12 protein-coding genes are annotated in these 21,147 nt (G+C 68.6%); 9 read left to right on the top strand and 3 right to left on the bottom strand.

Translation table 11 applies throughout. The annotated features are described in order from the left end of the window. Nucleotides 1–10 precede the first annotated feature (10 nt). From ACLARN_RS15410 to ACLARN_RS15400, 3 genes are read left to right on the top strand one after another with little or no spacing between them, the layout of a single operon-like run. Nucleotides 11–2,587, top strand: coding sequence for an ABC transporter permease (locus ACLARN_RS15410; protein ID WP_409492070.1), 2,577 nt, complete (start codon nt 11–13; stop codon nt 2,585–2,587). Beyond that, entirely contained in the window at nt 2,580–3,272 is a 693-nt protein-coding gene (locus ACLARN_RS15405) for an ABC transporter ATP-binding protein (RefSeq protein WP_409492069.1), read from the top strand. The genes ACLARN_RS15410 and ACLARN_RS15405 overlap by 8 nt, the downstream gene beginning before the upstream one ends. After that, a complete protein-coding gene (locus tag ACLARN_RS15400) occupies nt 3,272–3,934 on the top strand; it encodes an ABC transporter ATP-binding protein (protein ID WP_409492068.1) in 663 nt (220 codons plus the stop codon). The genes ACLARN_RS15405 and ACLARN_RS15400 overlap by 1 nt, the downstream gene beginning before the upstream one ends. Before the next feature lie 83 nt (nt 3,935–4,017). Here ACLARN_RS15400 and ACLARN_RS15395 read toward each other — a convergent pair whose 3' ends face one another. Next, nucleotides 4,018–5,661 carry a tannase/feruloyl esterase family alpha/beta hydrolase gene (locus ACLARN_RS15395; RefSeq protein WP_409492067.1) on the bottom strand — a complete coding sequence of 548 codons (1,644 nt, stop codon included), beginning with the start codon at nt 5,659–5,661 and terminating at the stop codon, nt 4,018–4,020. 226 nt (nt 5,662–5,887) lie between these two features. Between ACLARN_RS15395 and ACLARN_RS15390 the strand changes: the two genes are divergently transcribed. Further along, nucleotides 5,888–10,180, top strand: a complete 4,293-nt coding sequence (locus ACLARN_RS15390; RefSeq protein ID WP_409492066.1) for a GH92 family glycosyl hydrolase — start codon at nt 5,888–5,890, stop codon at nt 10,178–10,180. Nucleotides 10,181–10,270: 90 nt separating this feature from the next. On the opposite strand, the gene ACLARN_RS15385 is transcribed toward ACLARN_RS15390, so the two are convergent. Next, nucleotides 10,271–11,590 carry an MFS transporter gene (locus ACLARN_RS15385; protein WP_409492163.1) on the bottom strand — a complete coding sequence of 440 codons (1,320 nt, stop codon included), beginning with the start codon at nt 11,588–11,590 and terminating at the stop codon, nt 10,271–10,273. Nucleotides 11,591–11,880: 290 nt separating this feature from the next. On the opposite strand from ACLARN_RS15385, the gene ACLARN_RS15380 reads away from it, so the two are divergent. Next, entirely contained in the window at nt 11,881–12,990 is a 1,110-nt protein-coding gene (locus ACLARN_RS15380) for a serine hydrolase domain-containing protein (RefSeq protein WP_409492065.1), read from the top strand. A 426-nt stretch (nt 12,991–13,416) separates the two neighbouring features. Here ACLARN_RS15380 and ACLARN_RS15375 read toward each other — a convergent pair whose 3' ends face one another. Beyond that, nucleotides 13,417–14,184 carry a discoidin domain-containing protein gene (locus ACLARN_RS15375; RefSeq protein WP_409492064.1) on the bottom strand — a complete coding sequence of 256 codons (768 nt, stop codon included), beginning with the start codon at nt 14,182–14,184 and terminating at the stop codon, nt 13,417–13,419. A 41-nt stretch (nt 14,185–14,225) separates the two neighbouring features. Between ACLARN_RS15375 and ACLARN_RS15370 the strand changes: the two genes are divergently transcribed. The 4 genes from ACLARN_RS15370 (at nt 14,226) to ACLARN_RS15355 (ending at nt 21,145) form a co-directional block, all read left to right on the top strand. Beyond that, nucleotides 14,226–15,122 carry an RNA polymerase sigma-70 factor gene (locus tag ACLARN_RS15370; RefSeq protein ID WP_409492063.1) on the top strand — a complete coding sequence of 299 codons (897 nt, stop codon included), beginning with the start codon at nt 14,226–14,228 and terminating at the stop codon, nt 15,120–15,122. Nucleotides 15,123–15,154: 32 nt separating this feature from the next. Then, a complete protein-coding gene (locus ACLARN_RS15365) occupies nt 15,155–15,913 on the top strand; it encodes an SDR family oxidoreductase (protein ID WP_409492062.1) in 759 nt (252 codons plus the stop codon). Between the two features lie 64 nt (nt 15,914–15,977). Beyond that, nucleotides 15,978–19,061, top strand: a complete 3,084-nt coding sequence (locus ACLARN_RS15360; RefSeq protein ID WP_409492061.1) for a GH92 family glycosyl hydrolase — start codon at nt 15,978–15,980, stop codon at nt 19,059–19,061. Continuing rightward, entirely contained in the window at nt 19,058–21,145 is a 2,088-nt protein-coding gene (locus ACLARN_RS15355) for an FUSC family protein (RefSeq protein WP_409492060.1), read from the top strand. The genes ACLARN_RS15360 and ACLARN_RS15355 overlap by 4 nt, the downstream gene beginning before the upstream one ends. Nucleotides 21,146–21,147: the final 2 nt, after the last annotated feature.

Raw genomic sequence — 21,147 nt, 5'->3', positions numbered from 1 at the left:
CAGGGTGACAATGCCGTGGCGAGCGGCTCCGCGGGCGGCATTGACCAGCCCGCTGACGTTGATCATCGCGGCGGTGACCGCGTTGCTGGCCTGTTTCCTCGGTACCGCCGCCATTCTGCAGGCTTCGGCCGCGGGCGGCGCGGCCGTGGCATACCAGTCCGGCCTCGCGTGCCCGGACTACTACGGGCCCGTGTTCAGCAAGGACAACGTCCCCGTCGCGGTCGCTCCGCAGGTCACCGACTCGGTCCGCCGTCACGCTCCGGCGCACGGTTTCGGCACACCGGTCACCTCCCGCTACACGCCGTACCTCTTCGGCACCGAGTTCAACGGCGATCCCCACTACAAGGTCACCATCGCCCACCGGGATCAGGCGGTTCCGAGCCACATCGAGCTGGCGGACGGATCAGTGGGCGCCGGACTTCTGCTCGGCACCGTCGTGGCCAAGGCGGAGGGGATCAAAACCGGGGTCACGCCGAGCATTCATGGCACGCCGCTCCCTCCGGTGACCGGGCTGTACCGCGACCTCGCCGACCCGGCTCCGCGCTGGTGGTGCTCGCAGCAGCGGAACGCCGTCGTGAGCAGACTCGCCAACGACCCGCTCGACTCGGTCATGTTCGCCCCCGACGGAAAGACGTTCGACGACACGGTCCGCGCCACGGGCATCCCGGCGATCGCCACCCTGCACATGTCGTTCTACGAGGCGCCTCCCAAGACCGTGAGCGAAGCCGAGGACCTGCTGGAACGCTCGAAGGCGCTCATCGCCGACGTCAAGGCGGACCTGAGCGCCCGCGGCCTCGGTGACGCGGTCATCGGGTCGGTGCCGTTCGAGCGCTCGGTGACGATCAGCAACCAGGCGGAGTCGAACGTCCTGATCTCGATCCTGCCGCTCGCGGCCATCAGCATCCTGGTCGGCTGCGCCGGGATCGCCACCGTCGCGTTGCAGTGGTATCAGCGACGGCATCCGCAGCTGAGGCTCCTGTCCGCCCGCGGCAGCGCGCCGGGAGCGCTGGGGTTGCTCGCGGTCGCCGAACTCGGACTGCCCATCGTCGTCGGTGGCGCGGCGGGTGCGGTGCTCGCGCGCCTGTTACTCGGGATCTACGGACCACCAGGTGAACTGGACGACGGGGCGCTGCTGCAAGGGTCGCTCGTCGCGGCCGCGATCCTGCTCGTTTCACTCGCCCTGCTGGCAGGCGTGATCGCCGTCCGCACGCACCGGGAGTTCGAGCTCGGCCGGGTCCGGTCCGGCCGTGTCAAGGGGGTGAAGCTCCTGGCGATCTTCCCGTGGGAACTGGTCACCGCCGGAGTGGCCCTGCTCGGCTGGAACCGCCTCGTCGACTACGGCAAGGGGTCCAGGGTCGGCAATCCGCTCCCCCAGGTCGACCCGCTCGCACTCACCTATCCGGTGTTCGTCGTGCTCACCGTCGGCCTGCTCGCCGCCCGGCTGGCCTGGCTCGCCCTGCACGCGTCGCACCGCGCGCGGCTGTGGTCACGGCCCGCGCTGCAAATGGCGATCCGGCGGCTGGCCAGCGCCCGCGCGCCGGTCACCGGCGTCCTCGTGATCGGCACGCTGGCCGTCGGCACGCTGGCGACCGGGATCGGGATCGCGCGCGGACAGGAGGAGGCGCTGCACACGAAGTCGGCGATCTTCGTCGGCGCCGAGACCAGGGTCGACACCGAAAGCGTCATCGGCACCGGGAAGGTCCAGCTGCCGCCTCAGCTCAGCGACGACACCACGATCGTCGGCGAGCTGACCGGTACCGGCAGCGTCGTGCTGGTCGTCGATCCGCAGACCTTCCGGCGCGCCGCCACGCTCGGCCCGCTCGACGGCGCCGAGGTCGACCGGCTCCTGGGGCAGTTGTCGAGTCCCGGCACCGGTGTCCCGGCGATCCGGGTCGGGACCGATTCCGCCCAGAAAGCCGTGCTGGGCGCCGGTCTCGCGGACGCCAGGACGATCGGTGAACTGCCCATGTTCCCGATCATCGGCACCAAGGCCGGGTATGTGATCTCCCGGGAGTCACTCAGTCCCGCCCAACTGCGCGTCGTGCCCAAGTGGAGCGTGCTGTCCGGTGCCCCGCTGACGCAGGTGACCGAGGCGTTGACCTCCGTGGGGGTGGCCACCGCGGTCAACCGCGTCACCCGTGAGTCCGCACTCGACGCGCTTCCGTTCTACCTCGTGTCCTGGACGTTCTCGTTCATGGCGCTGCTCGGCGCGGTACTCGGCGCGGTGGCGGTGCTGTCGCTGCTGGTCGCGGTCGAGGTCCGCCGACGCCAGAACGCGCTGGCCGGGGCACTGGTCCTGAGGATGGGGATGCGGCCGCGCGCCCTGCTCGCCAGTCACCTGATGGAACTGGGCGCGCTCAGCGGACTCGCCGTGGTCATCGGCGTCGCCTGCGGGATCTCGGTCGCGGGTCTTTCGGTGCCGCGTTTCGATCCGGCGACGTTCCTCGCGCCGAGGTCGGCGCTGCCCAACCCGACCCCGTTCGCCCTGACCGTACTGGCCGTCGGTGTGCTCGTCGTGGCGCTGGCAGGCTGGATCGCGATGCGCTCGGTGCGCACCGCCCGGACCGCGGAGCTGATCCGTGCCTGAGAAACCGATCTTCCGGCTGGATGGCATCGGCGTCGACTACCAGACGCCGGCGGGCACCGTCACCGGCGTCGACGGCGTCACCATCGACATCCCCGCCCGCGGGATCACCGTGCTGGCGGGACCGTCCGGTTCCGGAAAGTCCACCCTGCTGCGGACGCTCGGCCTGTTCGAGCAACCCATTCGGGGCACGATTTCCTTCCAGGGAACCGAAACCGGCAAGCTGCGGCACCGTGAACGGCGGGCGCTGCGGCGAAACCATCTCGGTCTGGTGTTCCAGAACCCGACCGACAACCTGCTGGCGTACCTGAGTGTCGCCGACAATCTCCGCGCGGCCGCGGAGTCGGCCGGGACGGAATGCCTGCCGGACGACATCCTCGACCAGCTCGGGCTGGGCGGCACCGGTGGCTGGCAGATCTCCGCGCTGTCGGGCGGGCAGCAGCAGCGGCTCGCGTTCGGCTGCACCCTCGCGCGCCGTTCGACCGTCGTCCTCGCCGACGAGCCGACGTCCCAGCTGGACGAAGGTTCGGCCGACCTGGTACTCGACACGCTGAAATACTTGGCGGATCAGGATTTCGCCGTCATCGTCGCCTCGCACGACGACCGGCTCATCGAACTCGGCAGCCGCGTCGCGCGGATGCACAAAGGCAGCCTCGAAGCTGTCGAACAACGGGAGGTCGTGCCGTGATGGCGGAACCCGCCCTCGAGGCCGTCGGGTTGCGCCGCCGGTTCCCCCATCCCAGCGGGGACGTCGAAGTCCTGCGCGGGCTCGAACTGCGTGTGGCCGCGGGCGAACTGGTCACCGTCTCCGGCCGGTCCGGTTCCGGCAAAAGCGCGCTGCTGGCACTGTTGTGCGGTTTCGACTCCCCCGATTCCGGCAGTGTCCTGCTGGACGGCGTCCCGATAGCGGGAGCGCCGCCGTGGCACACCTGCGCCGTCCTGCCCCAGGCGCTCGGCCTCGCGAACGAGCTGACGATCGCGGAGAACGTGGCGCTGCCACTGCGACTCCGATCCGACATCCCCAAGCCCAGCGCGAAGGACATCGACGCGCGGGTCGCGGGACTGCTGGAGGAACTCGGTATCGGTGACCTCGGTGACCGCTATCCGCTCGAGGTCTCGTTCGGGCAGCAGCAGCGGGTCGCGCTCGCCAGGGCGGTCAGCGGGCGGCCTCGGGTCCTGCTCACCGACGAGCCGACAGCGCACCTGGACGCCGGGAGCACACCGCGAGTGCTGCGGTTGCTGCGGCGCTGCGCGGAGGAGGGGGCCGCGGTCATCGTGGCGACGCACGACGACGACGTGCACCGGATCGCGGACCGGCGAGTGCGACTGCTGGACGGCGTTCTTTCCTGAGCGGGGCTCCGGCTCGTGCAATGAAGGACGCTTTCATAGCAAATTTTGCTATGAAAGCGTCCTTCATAGCATCGGGAAGTGCCTCAGGGAGCGACCGGTCCGGCCTTCCCGTACAGATCGTTCCCCGCCCAGTTCACGACGTCCTGCGTAGGCCGCGAAGGCGGAACCGGCACGAAGTTCGCGGCGTCGTCGACGCTTCCGGTGCCGTCGTACTTGGCCTGTAGCGGGTACGGGAACACCGGCCGCGTGCGGAAGACCTTGCCGTCGGCGTCACGGCCGGTGGCGAGCGTCCGGTCCGGCGCGGTGCCGCGTTCGACCCAGGAGACCAGTTCCTTCAGCGGGTCGTACTCGGTCAGCTTGTCGCCGGTCGCGCAGTGGTAGAGCCCGGGCACCATGAACAGGCGGGCCCAGTTCTGCGTCGCGGTGAGGCCGCCGTTGGCGCGGGTGAGCCGCTGGTAGTAGTCGAGCGTGCCCTCCGCGGGAATCGCCTGGTCCGCCCAGCCGTGCCAGATCACGAGTTTGCCGCCGGAACGCCGGAATTCACGCAGATCCGTCGACATCGCGTTGGAGCGGACGCCTTCCGGGGTCAGCCGGTCGAATTCGCGGGCGGTGAAGGCGAACTTCTCGACCGACGAATGCGGTGTCCCGATCGGGTAGGCCATGTACTTCAGGTAGTTGTCGGCGAGCCCGAACGCGGCCGGGACGCCGCCGAATTCCGGTGCCGGGAGAGTCCAGCCGTACCAGGACAGTTCGGAGCCGACGGTCTGGCCGCCCGGGTAGAGCTTGCGGCCGCGTTCGTCGGTCGGCGGCGCGTAGATCTTCTTGGTCGCCTCGACCTGTGCCGCGGTGAGGCAGCCTGCGTTGTCGGTGCCCGGCGGGCAGACGATCGTGGCCGGGTCGAAGCGGCAGGTGCGCGGGTCGTCGATGGCGCCGTCGGTCAGCCCGTCGGACCTGTCGCAAGAGGACAGTGCGGCGGCGTGCAACGCCGGGAGCTTGTCGGCGGTCAGGATCGGTTTGCCGTCGGCGCCGGTGTTCACCTTCGCGAGCCAGGTCTGGTAGACGCCGACGAGCGGTCCCCAGTACCCGGCGGGAGCACCGGCGATGATGCCGTCGAAGTCATGCGGGTACCGCTGCGCCAGCAGGAGTGCTTCGCGGCCGCCGTCGGAGCAGCCGCTGAAGTAGGACTTCTTCGGCGGAGCGCCGTAGAACGCGGTGATGAGTCGTTTGGACGCCTTCGAGACGACGTGTGGCGCGCGGAAGGCGAAGTCGTCGCGGGCGGCCTGGTTGGTCTCGGCCCACTTGCCGTCGTCGAAGACGAGCGGGGTCTTGCCGACGTGACCGTCGTCGGTGGTCGCGACCGCGACGTCGCCACCGTGCGGTAGCCCGCAGTCGGCGAACGGCGGGGTCGCGACGGCGCCGCAGAACCCGCCGCAGCCGAATTGCAGATAGCGGCCCGCGTACGTCTTGGTCGGCAGCCGGAGCTGGAACCGCACCGCCGGTTCGACGTAGCCGCGGACGTCGCAGTTCTCTGGTTCGGTCGCCGTCGCGGGCACCACGGTCGCCGTTTCGACGTGGGTGACCGCCCCGGGGACGTCGTAGGTCCGCACCAGATCGCCGCAGGTGCGCACCGGCCGGAAAGTCGTTTCGCCGGCGGTGGCCGCCGGTGCCGTGAGTATCGAGCCTGCCGTGATGAGCGCTGCCACGCCGAGCATGGACAACCGCCGCATTTCCCCACCCCAGTTTCCCGGATCGGCTTGAAGTTGGTCCATTCACCCTGGCCCGGCCCTCGGCGGTTGTCCACCGGGTTTAGGGGTATCCGGCTTGTCCAGTTCGAGTCAGGTTTGTCCGGGTGTCTTGACATCGATGTCACACGCGAGTTCTTCTCTCTTGGCGCCACCGGTCCCCGCCTGTGCGGCGCCCAGCATGCCCCCGCGAGAAAGCATTGGTGCAACGATGCCCCGAAGCGTCAGACCACTGGTCTGTAGCCTCCTGAGTGCCACGGTCGTGGCGTCCGGGCTGGTAGCCCTCCCGGCGACCGCCGCGGCCGAAGACGCTCCACCGGATTTCTACTCCTCGTTCGAGCAAGGCGAGCCGCAGCCGACGTGGAGCGACACCGTCGACGTCGACCCGTCCGGCAAGCCGAAGGCGTTCGGCGTCGACGGCGCGAACGCCACCACCATCCCCGGTGACATCCGCGGCAAGGTCACCGAGACGTCGGCCAACAGCGAGAACACTCCGAACGAGGGAGTGTCGAACCTGGTCGACGGGTCGACCGACACCAAATGGCTCGCCTGGACCCCGACCGGCTGGGCGCAGGTCACGCTCTCGGAGCCGACGTCGATCACGCGGTACGCGCTGTCCTCGGCGAACGACTTCGACAACCGCAACCCGCAGGATTGGACGTTGCAGGGCAGCGCCGACGGCCAGTCCTGGACCGACCTGGACAAGCAGACCGGGCAGAAGTTCAGCGAGCCGTTCCAGACGAAGGAATACCGCCTCGCGACCGCGAGTGCCGCGTACAAGTTCTTCCGCCTGAACATCACGAAGAACAACGGCGGCGACATCATGCAGCTTTCGGAGCTGCTGCTGGCCAACGAGGACCCGGCCCCGCCGGCACTGCCGAACATGCGCAGCTTCGCCGACAGCGGCCCTGGCAGCGGCTACACCAGCAAGAACCGGGTCGGTTTCACCGGCCTGCGCGCGTTCCGCTACTCCGGCAGCCACAAGGCGCAGGGGCACGGCTGGTCGTACAACAAGATCTTCGACGTCGACATCCCGGTGGCGGCGACCTCGGAGCTGTCGTACAAGGTGCAGCCGGAGTTCATCCGCGGTGACCTGAAGTACCCGAGCACCAACGTCGCGGTCGACCTCGCGTTCACCGACGGCACGTACCTGAGCCAGCTCGGCGCGGTCGACCAGTACGGTTTCGGGCTTTCCCCGCAGGGCCAGGGCGCGAGCAAGGTGCTCTACACCAACCAGTGGAACCTGGTGCGCTCGCAGATCGGCGTGGTCGCGAAGGGCAAGACGGTCGACCGGATCCTGGTCGGCTACGACAACGCCGACGGCCCGGGTTCGCTGCAGGGCTGGCTGGACGACATCAAGGTCTCGGCGACGCCGACGCCGCCGGCGAGCCTGCGCCCGTCCGACAACGTGCTGACCACACGCGGTTCGCTGTCCAACGGGTCGTTCTCGCGCGGCAACAACATGCCCGCGACCGCGGTGCCGCACGGGTTCAACTTCTGGATCCCGACGACCGACGCGGGCACGTTGAGCTGGATGTACTCCTACCACTCGCGCAACAACGAGCAGAACCTCCCGGCGCTGCAAGCGTTCTCCGCGAGCCACGCACCGAGCCCGTGGATGGCCGACCGGCAGACCTTCCAGTTCCTGCCCTCGACCGCGTCCGGCGTGCCGAACCCGGATCGTGAGGCGCGGAAGCTGCCGTTCAAGCATTCGAACGAGACGGCGCGGGCGCACTACTACGGCGTCGATTTCGAGAACGGGATCAAGGCGGAGGTCGCGCCGACCGATCACGCGGCGCTGTACCGGTTCAAGTTCCCCGGTGCGGATTCGAACCTGATCTTCGACAACGTCAACAACAACGGCGGGCTCACCCTCGACCCCGCGGGCCGGGCCATCACCGGATACAGCGACGTGAAGAGCGGGCTGTCCGCGGGTGCGTCTCGGATGTTCGTCTACGCGACCTTCGACAAGCCGGTGACCGCCGGTTCGAAGCTGTCGACCGGTTCGGGTGACCAGAAGCGGGACAACGTCCTCGGCTACCTCAAGTTCGACGCGGGTGCCGACAAGACGGTGAACATGCGGATCGCGACCTCGCTGATCAGCGTCGAGCAGGCGAAGAAGAACCTGGAGCAGGAAGTCGCCCCGAACGCGACCCTCGAATCGGTGAGCGACACCGCGCAGAAGGCGTGGGACGAGAAGCTCAAGATCGTCGAGGTCGAGGGCGCGTCGAAGGATCAGCTGATCACGCTGTACTCCAACCTGTACCGGCTCTTCCTGTACCCGAACTCGGGCTTCGAGAACGTCGGCACGGCCGAGAAGCCGGTGAAGAAGTACGCGAGCCCGGTGTCGCCGAAGACCGGTCAGGACACCCCGACGCAGACCGGCGCGAAACTGGTCGACGGCGAGTTCTACGTCAACAACGGGTTCTGGGACACCTATCGCACGGTCTGGTCGGCGTACTCGCTGCTCAGTCCGGACACGACCGGGAAGCTGGTCGACGGGTTCGTGCAGCAGTACCGCGACGGCGGCTGGATCTCGCGCTGGTCCTCCCCCGGTTACGCGGATCTGATGACCGGCACCAGTTCGGACGCCGCCTTCGCGGACGCCTATCTCAAGGGAGTCAAGGGATTCGACGTCCAGGCGGCCTATGACTCCGCGATCAAGAACGCCACGGTGACCCCGCCCAACGGCGCGGTCGGCCGGAAGGGCATCGACGAGGGCACGTTCCTCGGGTACGCGCCGAACACCGCGGACCACGGGTTCTCCTGGGCGATCGAGGGCTACGTCAACGACAACGCCATCGCGAACATGTCGAAGAAGCTCTACGACGAGGCTCCGGCGAACGACCCGCGCAAACAGGAGTACCTGGACAACTACGGGTACTTCACCGAACGGGCCACGCAGTACGTGAACGTGTTCGACCCGAGTGTCGGCTTCTTCCAGGGCCGTGACGCGGCGGGCAAGTTCACCCGGAGCAAGGCGGACTTCGATCCCGAGGTGTGGGGTATCGACTACACCGAGACCAACGCCTACGGCATGCGGTTCTCGGTCCCGCAGGACGGCAAGGGCCTGGCGAACCTTTACGGCGGCAAGGCCGGGCTGGCGTCCAAATTGGACGAGTTCTTCGCCAAACCCGAGCAGGGGCTCAAATACGGCACCTACCCCGGGATCATCCACGAGATGACCGAGGCACGGGACGTGCGGATGGGCATGTACGCGCATTCCAACCAGGCCGCGCATCACACGCTCTACATGTACGACTACGCGGGTCAGCCGTCGAAGACGCAGGCGAAGGTCCGCGAGGCGCTGGCCAGGTTGTACGTCGGCAGTGAGCTCGGTCAGGGCTACGGTGGCGACGAGGACAACGGCGAGCAGTCGGCGTGGTGGCTGTTCGGCATGCTGGGCTTCTACCCGTTGCAGGTCGGCAGTTCGGACTACGCGATCGGCTCGCCGCTGTTCACCAAGGCGACCGTGAACCTGCCCGGCGGCAAGAAGATCGTGGTCAACGCGCCGAAGAACAGCGCGAAGAACGTCTACGTCCAGGGCCTGAAGGTGAACGGCAAGGCGCAGTCCTCGACGTCGCTGGCGCACGCCGCGATCGCGAACGGCGGGACGCTCGACTTCGACATGGGCCCGAAACCGTCGTCGTGGGGCACCGGCCCGGACGATGCGCCGAAGTCGATCACCAAGGGCGATGCGGTGCCGACTCCGGTGCACGACCTGACCAAGCCGGTCTCCGGCGGTGACGCGGCGTTCTTCGACAACACGTCGCGGACCGAGGCGAAGGTCAAGGCACCGATCCAGTACCAGGTGCCCTCGACGAAGGAGGCGGGTTCGTTCTACACGCTGACTTCCGGCAAGGGCGCGGGTGATGCGAAGAGCTGGGTGCTGAAGGGTTCCTACGACGGGAAGACGTGGGCGGTCGCGGATCAGCGGACCGATCAGAAGTTCCCGTGGCGGCAGCAGACCAAGGCGTTCAAAATCGCGAACCCGGCGCACTACGCCCATTACCGGCTCGAGGTCACCGCGACCACGGGCGGGGAGGCGTCGCTGTCGGAGTTCGAAGTGCTGGGTAAGCCCGACGCGGCGTGCACGCAGACCGTCACCGGCGAACGCAAGGGCCCGCTGACCGTGCGGGACGGGGTGACCTGTTTGGACGGTGCGACGGTGTCCGGTCCGGTGTCGGTGGCGCCGGGCGCGAGCCTGATCGTCCGCGGTGGGTCGATCTCCGGGCCGCTGACGGCGACGGGTGCGGCGCAGGTCGTGCTCGACCGCACGAAGGTGAACGGCCCGGTGGCGATCACCGGGGCGACCGGGCCGGTGTCGATCGAGCTGACCGAGATCGGCGGACCGGTGGCGTTGACGGGCAACAAGGGGCCGGTGCTGACTGCGAGCACGATCGGCGGCCCTTTGGCGTGCGCGGCCAACTCCCCCGCTCCGACGGACTACGACCTGCAGAACACCGTCCGCGGCCCGTCCGCCGGGCAGTGCGCGAAGCTGTAGTCCTTCGGTGAGTACGTGAAGGCCCCCTTCATTGCGCTAGACGCAGTGAAGGGGGCCTTCACGTACTCAGGACGTGTCGCAATTCGTCATCTACTTGCGGCCTCGGAGGATGCCGAAGCCGACGAGAGCCGCGGAAAGCAGGGTGAGCGCGAGACCGGCGTACGTGATCGCCTTCGGGAAGTCCGCCGACTCCTGAGCCGCCGTCAGCGCGCCGGGGAAGACCAGCGCCAGGATGGTGCCGCTGAGCGCGATGCCGATCCCGGTGGTGACCTCGCTGGCGGTGTCGACGAGCGCGGCTCCGATGGTGGTCCGGTTCGACGGCAGGCCACGCATCACGTTGGTGCCCGCCACGACACCGACCACGCGCATACCCGCCGCGACGCAGGCGAGCGCGAGGGCGATCCAGACGTAGCCGAGCCCGCCGAACGCGGTGTAGACGGCGAGTCCGCACACGACCGCGCAGGCGCTGAGCCAGGCGGCCTTGGTGAGACCGACGCGGGTGATCAGGGGCGTGACGAGCGTGCCGCCGGCGATCAGGACGACGACCTGGGGAAGCATCCCGAGGGCCGCTTGGGCGGGAGTCCAGCCCAAGCCGAGCTGGAGGTGCAGTGTCACGAGGTAGCTGAGCCCGGCGGTCGCGAGTCCGGCCGCGGCCTTGAGCGCCAGGCCGCTGGAGACGAGTGGCCTGGCGATGAGTTTCAGGTCCAGCAGTGGATGCCGTGCGGTCTTCTGGCGGAGGACGAAGCAGGTTCCGGTGATGAGCGCGGCCGCGGCGGCACCCCAGGGCAGAGCGGAGGCGGTGCCGGCTTCGACGAAGAACGTGGGAGCGAGAAGCGTGAGGATGATCGTCGCGGTCCCCAGCGCGGCACCGGCGACGTCGATCGGATCGCGGTGCAGGCCGGCGGGGTCATCGACGGGGACACCCGCCCGGATGCCGAGGAACGCGAGCGCCGCGACCGGCACGTTCACCAGCAGTAGTGCTTGCCACGGCGCGAAACTGAGCACGAGCCCACCGGCGGTGGGGCCGACGGCGAGGCCGACCAGGCCCACGGTCGAGATCAGTGTGGTCGCGCGTACGCGCAGCACGTCGTCGTCGAACAGGCGGAACGCGAGGGCGAGCGATCCCGGTGTCGTCATCGCGGCCGCGACGCCCATGACGGCCCGGACGGCGATGAGCTGCCACGCGACGGTGACGAACATCGTGGCCAGGCTCGCCACACCGAGCAGCACGAGCCCGGCGAGCATGACCTTGCGCCGTCCGATCCGGTCCGCCAGCGCACCGAACGCCAGCATCAGCCCGCCGAACACGACGGAGTACACGCCGGTCACCCATTGCAGGGTGGTGGTCGAGGCGGAGAGTTCGCGGCCGATGGTCGGCAGCGCGACGTTGAGGATCGAGTTGTCGAGCATCTCGAACAGGAACACGGCCGAGAGTCCGGCCAGCGCCGGCCACGCTTCGACCAAGGACCGGCCTTGAATGTGGGTACGCAAAGAACAACTCCTTCACTAGGAAGGAGTGACGGTTCATGCGATACCGCGTGTGCGCGTGCTGATCGGACAGCACGTTTCTACCCCGATGTCGTGATCTTACCATCGCTGCGCTGTTCGAGTGGATGTGTTTTCCGCTACTGCGGGTAAGGAGCGCCGGACGCTAGCGTCGGATGGGGAGAGCATTCGCGCTTACAGGGGAGATTTTTCTTATGGTACAAAGAAAATCGTCGCGGCCTTTGCTGAGAATTCGGCTCGTGGCCGCGCTCACCGTTGCCGGGTTGGTCGCCACCACGGGTACCGCGCTCGCCGACACCAGCGCCGACCGCAAGGTCGTGCGGGAGGCGCTGGACCAGATCACCGTGAACGGAGCGCTCGGCGTGCAGGCCAGAGTGACCGATGGCTCCCAGCGGTTCACCGCTCGCTCAGGTAAGGCGGAACTGGGTTCGAATCGCCCGGTGCCGGAGAACGGCCGGTTCCGCGTCGGCAGCATCACCAAGACGTTCGTGTCGACGGTGCTGTTGCAGATCGCGGGCGAAGGCAAGCTCGATCTGAATGCGCCGGTCGTCCGTTACCTGCCCGGCCGGATCGACGGCCGCATCACGGTCCGCCAGGTCCTGCAGCACACCAGCGGCCTCTACAACTACACCAGCGCGCTACCGCTCGACCCGGACGAATTCGAAAAGATCCGCTACAAGCACTGGGCGCCCGATCAGCTACTCAAGCTCGCCACCGACAAGCCGCTCGACTTCGACCCCGGCACCCGGTGGAGCTACTCCAACACCAACTACGTGGTCGCGGGTCTGCTGGTGGAGAAGCTGACCGGCAAGCCGTACGGGAAAGCGGTCGAACAGCGGATCCTGAAGCCGTTGCACCTCAGCGACACCGAGGTCCCCGGCGACAACGTCGACATCAGGGGCCCGCACGCCCACGGTTACGTGACCGTGGCGGGCAAGCCGAACGACGTGACCCGCATCAACCCGTCGGTCGCGTGGGCCGCCGGTGAGATCATCTCCACGACCCGTGACCTGGACACGTTCGGCGTGGCGCTGGCGAGCGGCAAGCTGCTCAAACCCGCGCAGCAGCGGGAGATCAGCAAGACCACCACGGTCAGCCCCGGGTACGGCCTGGGCCTTGAGGTGCAAACCCTGCCGTGCGGCAGCAAGGTGTGGGGCCACGGCGGCGGCATCCCCGGCTACTCCTCGCAGCTGCTGACCACGCCGGACACCAAGAAGCGGCTGGAGCTCTCGGCCACGAGCGCGCCGACCGGGGGCGACCCCAACCCGGCGTTCCTCAAGCTGCTCAACGAAGTCTTCTGCTGAGGTTTTCCGGTCCGGCGGCGCAGTGCCGTGAAGGCCTCCTTCCCTACCCTGAGAGTAAGGAACTCGACCTTCACACCTTCCCCAGTACGTGAAGGCGATCTTCCTTGCGCTAGACGCAGGGTCCCGGCAAAGTCGCAGAGCTGCTGATCAGCGCTGCTCTTGGTGATCCGGGCTTGGCATCGCTGGTGCCCGCAAGGGTCGAGTGGGGAGGATTTCGGACGTTGAACGTCCGGATTCTTCCCCGCTCGGGGGCTCCGCAATCGGTGTGCCCGCTGACGGTGAAGGAATGGGGACATTCAACGTCCCGATTCCTTCATCGTCAGCCTCACGCAGGCGGCGAATAGCCGCCTGACCTGCAAGATCTCGACTTTGCCGGGACCCTGGCGTCTAGCGCAAGGAAGGGGGCCTTCACGTACTTCTAACCGGTCAGGCAGGGGCACCCCGCACGGCCAGCTTCTGCACGTCCATGTACAGGCACCCGGCCGTCGTGGGCTGCGGCGAGCAGGCCTCGTCCGGGTAGAACGACAGCTGGTTGGACGAAACGGTCAGCCGCACGAACCGCACACCGGTGGCGCTGCCCGGCGCGAGCTGGAGCGCGGTGAGCTTGTTCAGGTCGGCGGGTTTGAAGTCGCCGGTGCCCGCCTTCACCCAGGTCGTGCCGTCCACCGAGGTCTCGACGGTGACGTCCTTGGCCGCGGCGGGCGGATCGTCGCCGCAGACGTTGGACGGGTCGATCTCGATGGCGCTGACGTTGACCGGCTTGCCCAGTTCGATCGTGACGTACCGCGTCTCGATCGTGCCGTCGGGGCGGACCACCTTGTCGGTCGACCAGCCGCCACCGCCGAGCACCGACGAGGCCACGAGGTCACCCGGCCCGCAGCCGTACTGGGTGAAGTCGACACCGTTGAACGCGGTGACGCCGGCACCCGCGCCGCCGGAGGCCCAGTTGAGCCGCAGCGACCAGTCGACCTTGGTGGTACCGGAACGCACCGAGACCGCGCGGGTCTCACTGTCCGCGCCGCCACCGGAGGCGTAGACCTTCGGGCAGGTGCCAGGGAGCACACCGGTGATGGCGTCGGTGACCGCGGACAGCGAGCCGCCGAAACCGGAGTCGTGACCGCTCGTACCGATACAGTCACAGTGGACGTCAGCGCCGACCAGGTACGCCCATCCCGGTGAGCGGTATATCGGCACGGGAGTGTCCACAGTGGACTCAGATGGATTCGTAGGGGAAGATGGACCGCGTCACGGAATTCGAACAGCTGAGGCCCACGATGTTCGGGCTCGCGTACCGTCTCCTCGGTTCGGCGGCGGAGGCGGAAGACGCCGTTCAGGACGCCTATCTGAAGTGGGCGGGCGCCGAACGCGAGTCGATCGAGTCGCCGCGGGCGTGGCTGGCGAAGGTGGTCACCAATCTCTGCCTGAACCGGCTGACTTCGGCCAGGGCACGGCGGGAGCGGTATGTCGGCCCGTGGCTGCCCGAACCGGTCCTGACCTCCGACGAGGTATTCGGTCCCCTGGAGACGGCGGAGCAGCGGGACTCGGTGTCGCTGGCGATGCTGATGCTGCTGGAACAGCTCAGCCCGGTCGAGCGGGCGGTGTTCGTGCTGAAGGAGGCCTTCGCCTACAGCCATCGTGAGATCGCCGCGATCCTCGACATCTCCGAGGTCAACTCGCGCCAAGTGCACAGCCGGGCCCGGCGGGCGCTGAACCGATCTGACGAGCGACGGGTTTCGAACCCGTCGCAGCTGGAGAAACTCGTCGAAAGCTTCCTGTCGGCGGCGCGGGACGGTGACTTGCCCGCACTGGAGAGCCTCCTGACCGCCGACGTCACGGCGTGGTCGGACGGTGGCGGCAAGATCACCGCGGCCCGGCGTCCGGTGCACGGCGCGGCGAAGGTCGCGCGCCTGTACGCCGGGATGTTCGCCGGTGCCGCGCAGGTGTCGATCGAGATCGGCGAGGTCAACGGTGGTCCCGCGGTGATCGCGACGGCCGGCGGCGCGCTGTACGGCATCCTCGGGTTCGAGGTCGTCGACGGCCGGATCGCCGGGCTCCGCGCGGTCGCGAATCCGGACAAACTCGCGTTCGTCTCGCGACAGTTGTCACGTTCCGGGAGGCTCGCCGGTTCTTGAGGGTGGAAACTCTCGTGAACGGAGGACGCAAGGTGGCGAAACCGATTCTGGTGACCGGCGGTACCGGCGATCTGGGCCGGGAAGTGGTGCGGCGGCTGCGGGTCGACGGCCTGCCGGTCCGGGTCATGAGCAGGCGGCCGCGTCCGTCGGGTGAGCCCGGCGAGTGGGCGCGGTGTGATCTGCGGACCGGCGACGGGCTCGCCGAGGCGGTCGCCGATGTGTCGGTGATCATCCATTGCGCCTCGACGCTGGGGCGCGGTGACGAGCGGGTGACGCGGAATCTGGTCGAGGCGGCGCGGCGGGCGGGCAGTCCGCATCTGGTGTACATCTCGATCGTCGGCATCGACGTGATCCGGTTCTTCTACTACGACGAGAAGCTGGCCTCGGAGACGGTGATCGAGGAGTCCGGTCTGCCATGGACGGTGCTGCGCGCGACGCAGTTCCACGATCTCGTCGCGCGGGCGTCGACGGCTCAGCGGCGGCTGCCGGTGACGTTCATGCCGTCCGGGTTCCGGTTCCAGCCGGTCAGCACCGCCGATGTGGCGGACCGGCTGGTCGCGTTGGCGTCCGGTGAGCCGTCGGGGCGGGTGCCGGATATGGGCGGACCCGAGGTGCGGACCGCCCGTGACCTGGCGGAGGCCTATCAGCGGTCGGCGGGGCGCCGGAAGCCGATCGTGCCGCTGTGGCTGCCGGGCAAGGCGTTCCGGGCGTTTCGGGCGGGTGCCAACCTGACGCCGGAGAACGCGACCGGTGTGGGCACCTTCGAGGAGTTCCTCTCTTCCCGCAAGTAGTCCTCTACTTGCGATGGGTCGGTCACACCGAGCCGTGCTCACGCGCGCGAGTTACGGTGGCCTGGTGACGATCACCGGGTTCTTCTCCTCTTTCGAAACGGGTGATCCGCAGCCGGTGGATCCGGCCTTGCGCGTGGGCACCGGGCCGCGGTCATCGCCGACCGCGAAGCCGGGCGTCGGGTTCACCGGCGGACACGCTCTCCGCTACGAAAACTCGCTGCGCGCGACGCTGTTCGAAGTGGACGTCGAGGTCACCGGCCACACGGAACTGTCCTATGTGGTCTTCCCCGAGGCCGAGGTCGACGCCGTCCCCAGTTACCGCAGCACGTTCGTGGCGCTGGACGTCGAGTTCGCCGACGGGACGGCCGCCGGGTTCAGCGCGGGGAAACAGGGCCTGGACAAGACGCTGTACGTCGACCAGTGGAATCCGGTGCGACGGCGGCTGGGCGAGTTCGCCGGACGCCGGATCGCCCGGATCGTGCTGATCAGCGAGCCGCCGGACGGCGAAAGCGCGGGCTGGCTGGACGACGTCCGGATCACCGAGCGCGCGATCGAGATCCGTGAGCCGGTCGACCACGTCCGCACCACCCGCGGCACGCATTCCAGCGACAAGTTCTCGCGGGGCAACAACTTCCCCGCGACGGCCGTCCCGCACGGCTTCAACTTCTGGACCCCGGTCACCGACGCGGGCGTCACCAACTGGCTCTACAGCTATCACCGGCACAACGACGCGGCGAACCGCCCGGCGCTACAGGCGTTCGCGCTGTCGCATCAGCCGAGTCCGTGGATGGGTGACCGGCACACCTTCCAGGTGATGCCGGGGACCGGCCCGGTCGAACCGGACCGGGTCCGTCGCGCGCTCGCGTTCTCCCATGACGACGAGATCGACCGGCCGCATCACTACGGTGTCCGGTTCGCCAACGGCGTCACCGCCGATATCGCACCGGCGGATCACGCGGCGATCATGCGGTTCACCTTCCCGGGTGATCGGGGCTGGCTGCTGTTCGACAACGCCCGCAACCGGGGCGGCCTGCGGCTGGACGCGGCGAAAGGCGTGGTCACGGGGCACACGTGGGTCCGCAGCAGGCTGTCGGCCGGGGCCCGGCGGATGTTCGTCCACGCCGAGTTCGACGTCCCGGCCGAACGCGGCGGGAAGATCCGGCGTCCGATGTGGCGCACGGTCACCGGTTTCCTCGAGTTCGCCGCCCCCGAAGTGACGATGCGGATCGCGACGTCGCTGATCAGCCTCACCCAGGCGAAGCGGAACCTGGACCTGGAGATCCCGGACGGCACGAGCTTCGAGCAGGTCCGCGACAAGGCTCGCGACGCGTGGGCCGAGGTGCTGGGCCGCGTCGAGATCGAGGGCGCGACCGAGGACCAGCGCGACACGTTCTACTCCAACCTCTACCGCCTGTTCCTCTACCCGAACTCCGCGCACGAGGACACGCCGAAGGGCGTCCGTCACGCGAGCCCGGTCGTCCGCCGCCTCCGGCCCAGCACCCGCACCAGGACCGGCGCGAAGATCGTGGACGGCGAGATGTACGTCAACAACGGCTTCTGGGACACCTACCGCACCACCTGGCCCGCGTACGCCCTGCTCACCCCGGGCCGGTGCGGGCGGATGATCGACGGGTTCGTCCGGCAGTACCGCGAGGGCGGCTGGATCTCGCGCTGGTCCTCCCCCGGCTACGCCAACCTCATGACCGGCACCAGTTCCGACGTCGCGTTCGCCGACGCCTACCTCAAGGGCGTTCGGGGGTTCGACGTCGAAGGCGCCTACGAGGCGGCGCTGAAGAACGCGACGGTGACACCGCCGGGGCAGAGCGTCGGCCGGAAGGGGCTGCACGAGTCGATCTTCCTCGGGTTCACGCCGACGTCCGTCCACGAAGGCCTGTCATGGGCGCTGGAGGGATGTATCAACGACTTCGGCCTCGCCAATCTCGCCGACGCACTCGGCCGTCATGACGACGCCGCGTATTTCCGGCAACGCTCGCAGCAGTACGCGAACCACTTCGACCCCCGGATCGGGTTCTTCCAGGGCCGCAACCGTGACGGCAGCCGTCATTTCGCCGCCGAGGGGTACGACCCGGAGGCCTGGGGCGGCGATTTCACCGAAACGAACTCCTGGAACACCGTCTTCTCCGTCCCCCACGACGGCGCCGGGCTCGCCGCGCTGCACGGCGGCACCGAGGCGCTGGAGTCCAAACTCGACACCTTCTTCGCGACGCCGGAGACCGGCCGCAAACCGGGCTCCTACGGTGGGCTGATCCACGAGATGACCGAGGCCCGCGACGTCCGGATGGGACAGTACGGGCATTCCAACCAGCCGTCGCACCACATTCCCTACATCTACAACTACGCGGGCGCGCCGTCGAAGACGCAGCGGATCGTGCGGGAGGTCCTGCGGCGGCTCTACGTCGGCGGCGACCTCGGCCAGGGCTATCCGGGCGACGAGGACAACGGCGAGATGTCCGCCTGGTACGTCTTCGGCGCGCTCGGGTTCTACCCACTGGCCATGGGCAGCCCCGAGTACGCCATCGGCGCGCCGCTGTTCACCAAGGCGACCGTCCACCTGGAGAACGGGAAAGACCTGATCGTCAAGGCGCCCGGCAACACCGAGGACACCGTGTACGTCCACGGCCTGACGATCGACGGACGTCCGCACCAGAGCAGCACGCTCCCGCATTCCGCGCTGGCCGACGGCGCGGTGCTGGAGTTCACGATGGGCGGCGAGCCGTCGGACTGGGGCCGCTCCCCCGCCGAGCCGTCCGATCCGCGCCCGCTCACGGACATCACGGCGGGCGCCGGTGCCCTGTTCGACGACACGACCAGGACCGAGGTCACCTTCCCCGGCGGCGAGCCGGTCATCGACTTCCCCGTCGAGGACACCTCTCGTGAGGTCGTGATGTACACGCTGACCTCGGGAAGCCGCCGGGGTGATCCGCGGTCGTGGGTGCTGGAGGGGTCGGACGGCGGCGAGCGCTGGGTGCTGCTGGACCAGCGTGAGGGCGAGACGTTCCGCTGGCGCCGTCAGACGCGGCCGTTCGCCCTCGCGGAGCCGTCGAGGCACGCCCGATACCGTCTTCGTATCACCTCGTCCACCGCCCGGCGGGTCACCCTCGCCCAAGGAGAGCTGCTCGCCCGATGATCTCGCGCATCACCCAGGCCACGACCGACCGTCTGGTCGCCTCCGATCCCGGCCTGGTCCGGCTCCGGATCGCCTTCTCGGCCGTGCTCAGCATCGTCGTCGCGGTGCTGGCCATCCTGCCGTTCCACCAGCCGCTCACGGTCACCCTCGTCGCCGCGATCGCCGCGATGACGTCCGCCTTCACCGTCAACGACGACACCCCGGGGCAGCAGGCGCTGACCCTGGTACTGGCGCTGGTGATGGGCGCCGCGTCGCTCACCGCGGCGAGTGCCGGTTCGGCCGCGCCGCCGCTCGACAGCATCGTGTTCGTGCTGCTGATCTTCGTGGCGGTCTACGCGCAGCGGTTCGGTTCGCGCGGGATCGCGCTGGGGTCGATCTCGTTCTTCCTGTTCTTCTTCGCGATGTTCCTGCAGACGCATCTCAAGCAGGTTCCGGTGCTGCTGCTGGCGCTGACCATCGGGATCGCGGCCAACGCGGTGGTGCGGTTCGTCCTGCTGCGCAGGCATACGGACGCGGAGTTCCTGCGGATCCGGCGGGCGTTCCGGGCCAGGCTCGCCGCGGTGGTGCGGGCGGCCGAGGACCATCTGGCGGTCGGCGGCAGCGAACGCACCCGCAAGCGGCTCCGCACGACGAACGCGCGGATGCACGAGTCGGTCCTGCTCATCGAGGACACCGCGCCCGAGGTCGCCGGCGCGGAATCGGCGAACCGGCTGCGCCGCCGCGCGATCGAGGTCGAACTCGCCGTGCAGTGGCTGACGATCACCGTGCAGCGCACCTGCGCCGAAGACCTCGACGAGGACGTCCGGGACGACCTGGTCGCGCGGATGCGGCGGTTCCGGTCGCTGATCGAACGCGACCCGCGGGAACTACCGCTGATCAGCGAGACCGAAGAGTTCAGCAAGATGCTGGTGGAAGGCAGCCGGATCGACGAGCACGCCGCGCCCGGCGACGGGGTCCGCCGGGCCATCGCCGAGCTCGCACTGGCCGATGTGCGCGCACAACGCGTGGCCGAGCACGACGTCTCCGAAGCTCTCGACGATCCCGAGGATCCGGAAGAGGAGAAGTCGGCGGCGTTCGCCTACGACAACCAGACGCGCAGCGCCATCCAGGCCGTGGTGGGCGGCGGACTCGCCCTTCTCGGCGGGGAGCTGGTGTCGAGCCAGCGGTGGTACTGGGCGGTGCTGACGGTGTTCGTGGTGTTCATCGGCTCGTCGACCGCCGGTGCGACGTTCGTGAAGGGTGTCCGGCGGCTCGGCGGCACGCTGATCGGCATCGTGGGCGGGCTCGTGCTGACGCTGCTCGTGTCGGGCAGTGTGCCGGCGACGCTGGCGCTGATCCTGGTGTGCGTGTTCGGCATGGTCTACATGGCGCGGGTGTCGCAGGTGATCATGGCGTTCTTCATCACCAGCATGCTCGGCCTGCTCTACAGCCTGCTGGGGACGTTCAGCCTGGAGGTGCTGTGGATCCGGGTCGCGGAGACCGCGGTGGGCGCGGCCGCCGGGGTGCTGGCGGCGGTGGTGATCGTGCCGGTGCGGACCAGGGCGGTGATGCTGGACGACGTCTCGGCCCTGCTGGACGAGCTGGACGAGTTCGTCGACAAGGCCGCGGGCCTGTTGTCCGGCGCGGAGAACGTGAGCGTCATCGAGAAGTCGCGTGACCTGGACCGGGCGGTGGACAAGGTCCGCACGACGATCGAGCCGCTCACCCATCCGGTGAACCTCAGCAGCCGCCGCGACTACGGCTGGCACGTGCTCACGACGGTGGAGACGATCGCCTTCCGCGCCCGGCATGTCGCGGCGCGGTCGCAGGCCGGGCTGCTGGTGAACGAGGCGGATCGGCTGCTGCTGTACACCGGGCGGATCCGGGAGAACATCGCGCTGCTGGGGAAGGCACTCGACGATCCCGGCGGTTCGGGGCACGGCACGCTGGTGCGGGACGACGGAACGCCGGTGGCGGACCGGATCGACGATCCGCAGGCGCGGTCGGTACTCACCAGTCTCGGGCATCTCGACGAGACGGTGATCGCGCTCGGCCGGGTGTTCGGGGTGGAGGCCACCGATCCGGCGCCGTCCGGGAAAGGGTGACG

The organism is Amycolatopsis sp. cmx-11-12 (assembly GCF_046269425.1).
In the GTDB taxonomy this organism is placed as follows: domain Bacteria; phylum Actinomycetota; class Actinomycetes; order Mycobacteriales; family Pseudonocardiaceae; genus Amycolatopsis.
The sequence above is the reverse complement of the archived record's forward strand: the minus strand, read 5'-3'. Positions and strand labels throughout refer to the sequence as shown.

Bases quoted from the DNA above. Each gene is read 5' to 3' on its own strand.
- ACLARN_RS15410 (WP_409492070.1), top strand. From the start codon at position 11: ATGCCGTGGCGAGCGGCTCCGCGGGCGGCATTGACCAGCCCGCTGACG.
- ACLARN_RS15400 (WP_409492068.1), top strand. From the start codon at position 3,272: ATGGCGGAACCCGCCCTCGAGGCCGTCGGGTTGCGCCGCCGGTTCCCC.
- ACLARN_RS15395 (WP_409492067.1), bottom strand. From the start codon at position 5,661: ATGCGGCGGTTGTCCATGCTCGGCGTGGCAGCGCTCATCACGGCAGGC.
- ACLARN_RS15390 (WP_409492066.1), top strand. From the start codon at position 5,888: ATGCCCCGAAGCGTCAGACCACTGGTCTGTAGCCTCCTGAGTGCCACG.
- ACLARN_RS15385 (WP_409492163.1), bottom strand. From the start codon at position 11,590: ATGCTCGACAACTCGATCCTCAACGTCGCGCTGCCGACCATCGGCCGC.
- ACLARN_RS15380 (WP_409492065.1), top strand. From the start codon at position 11,881: ATGGTACAAAGAAAATCGTCGCGGCCTTTGCTGAGAATTCGGCTCGTG.
- ACLARN_RS15370 (WP_409492063.1), top strand. From the start codon at position 14,226: ATGGACCGCGTCACGGAATTCGAACAGCTGAGGCCCACGATGTTCGGG.
- ACLARN_RS15355 (WP_409492060.1), top strand. From the start codon at position 19,058: ATGATCTCGCGCATCACCCAGGCCACGACCGACCGTCTGGTCGCCTCC.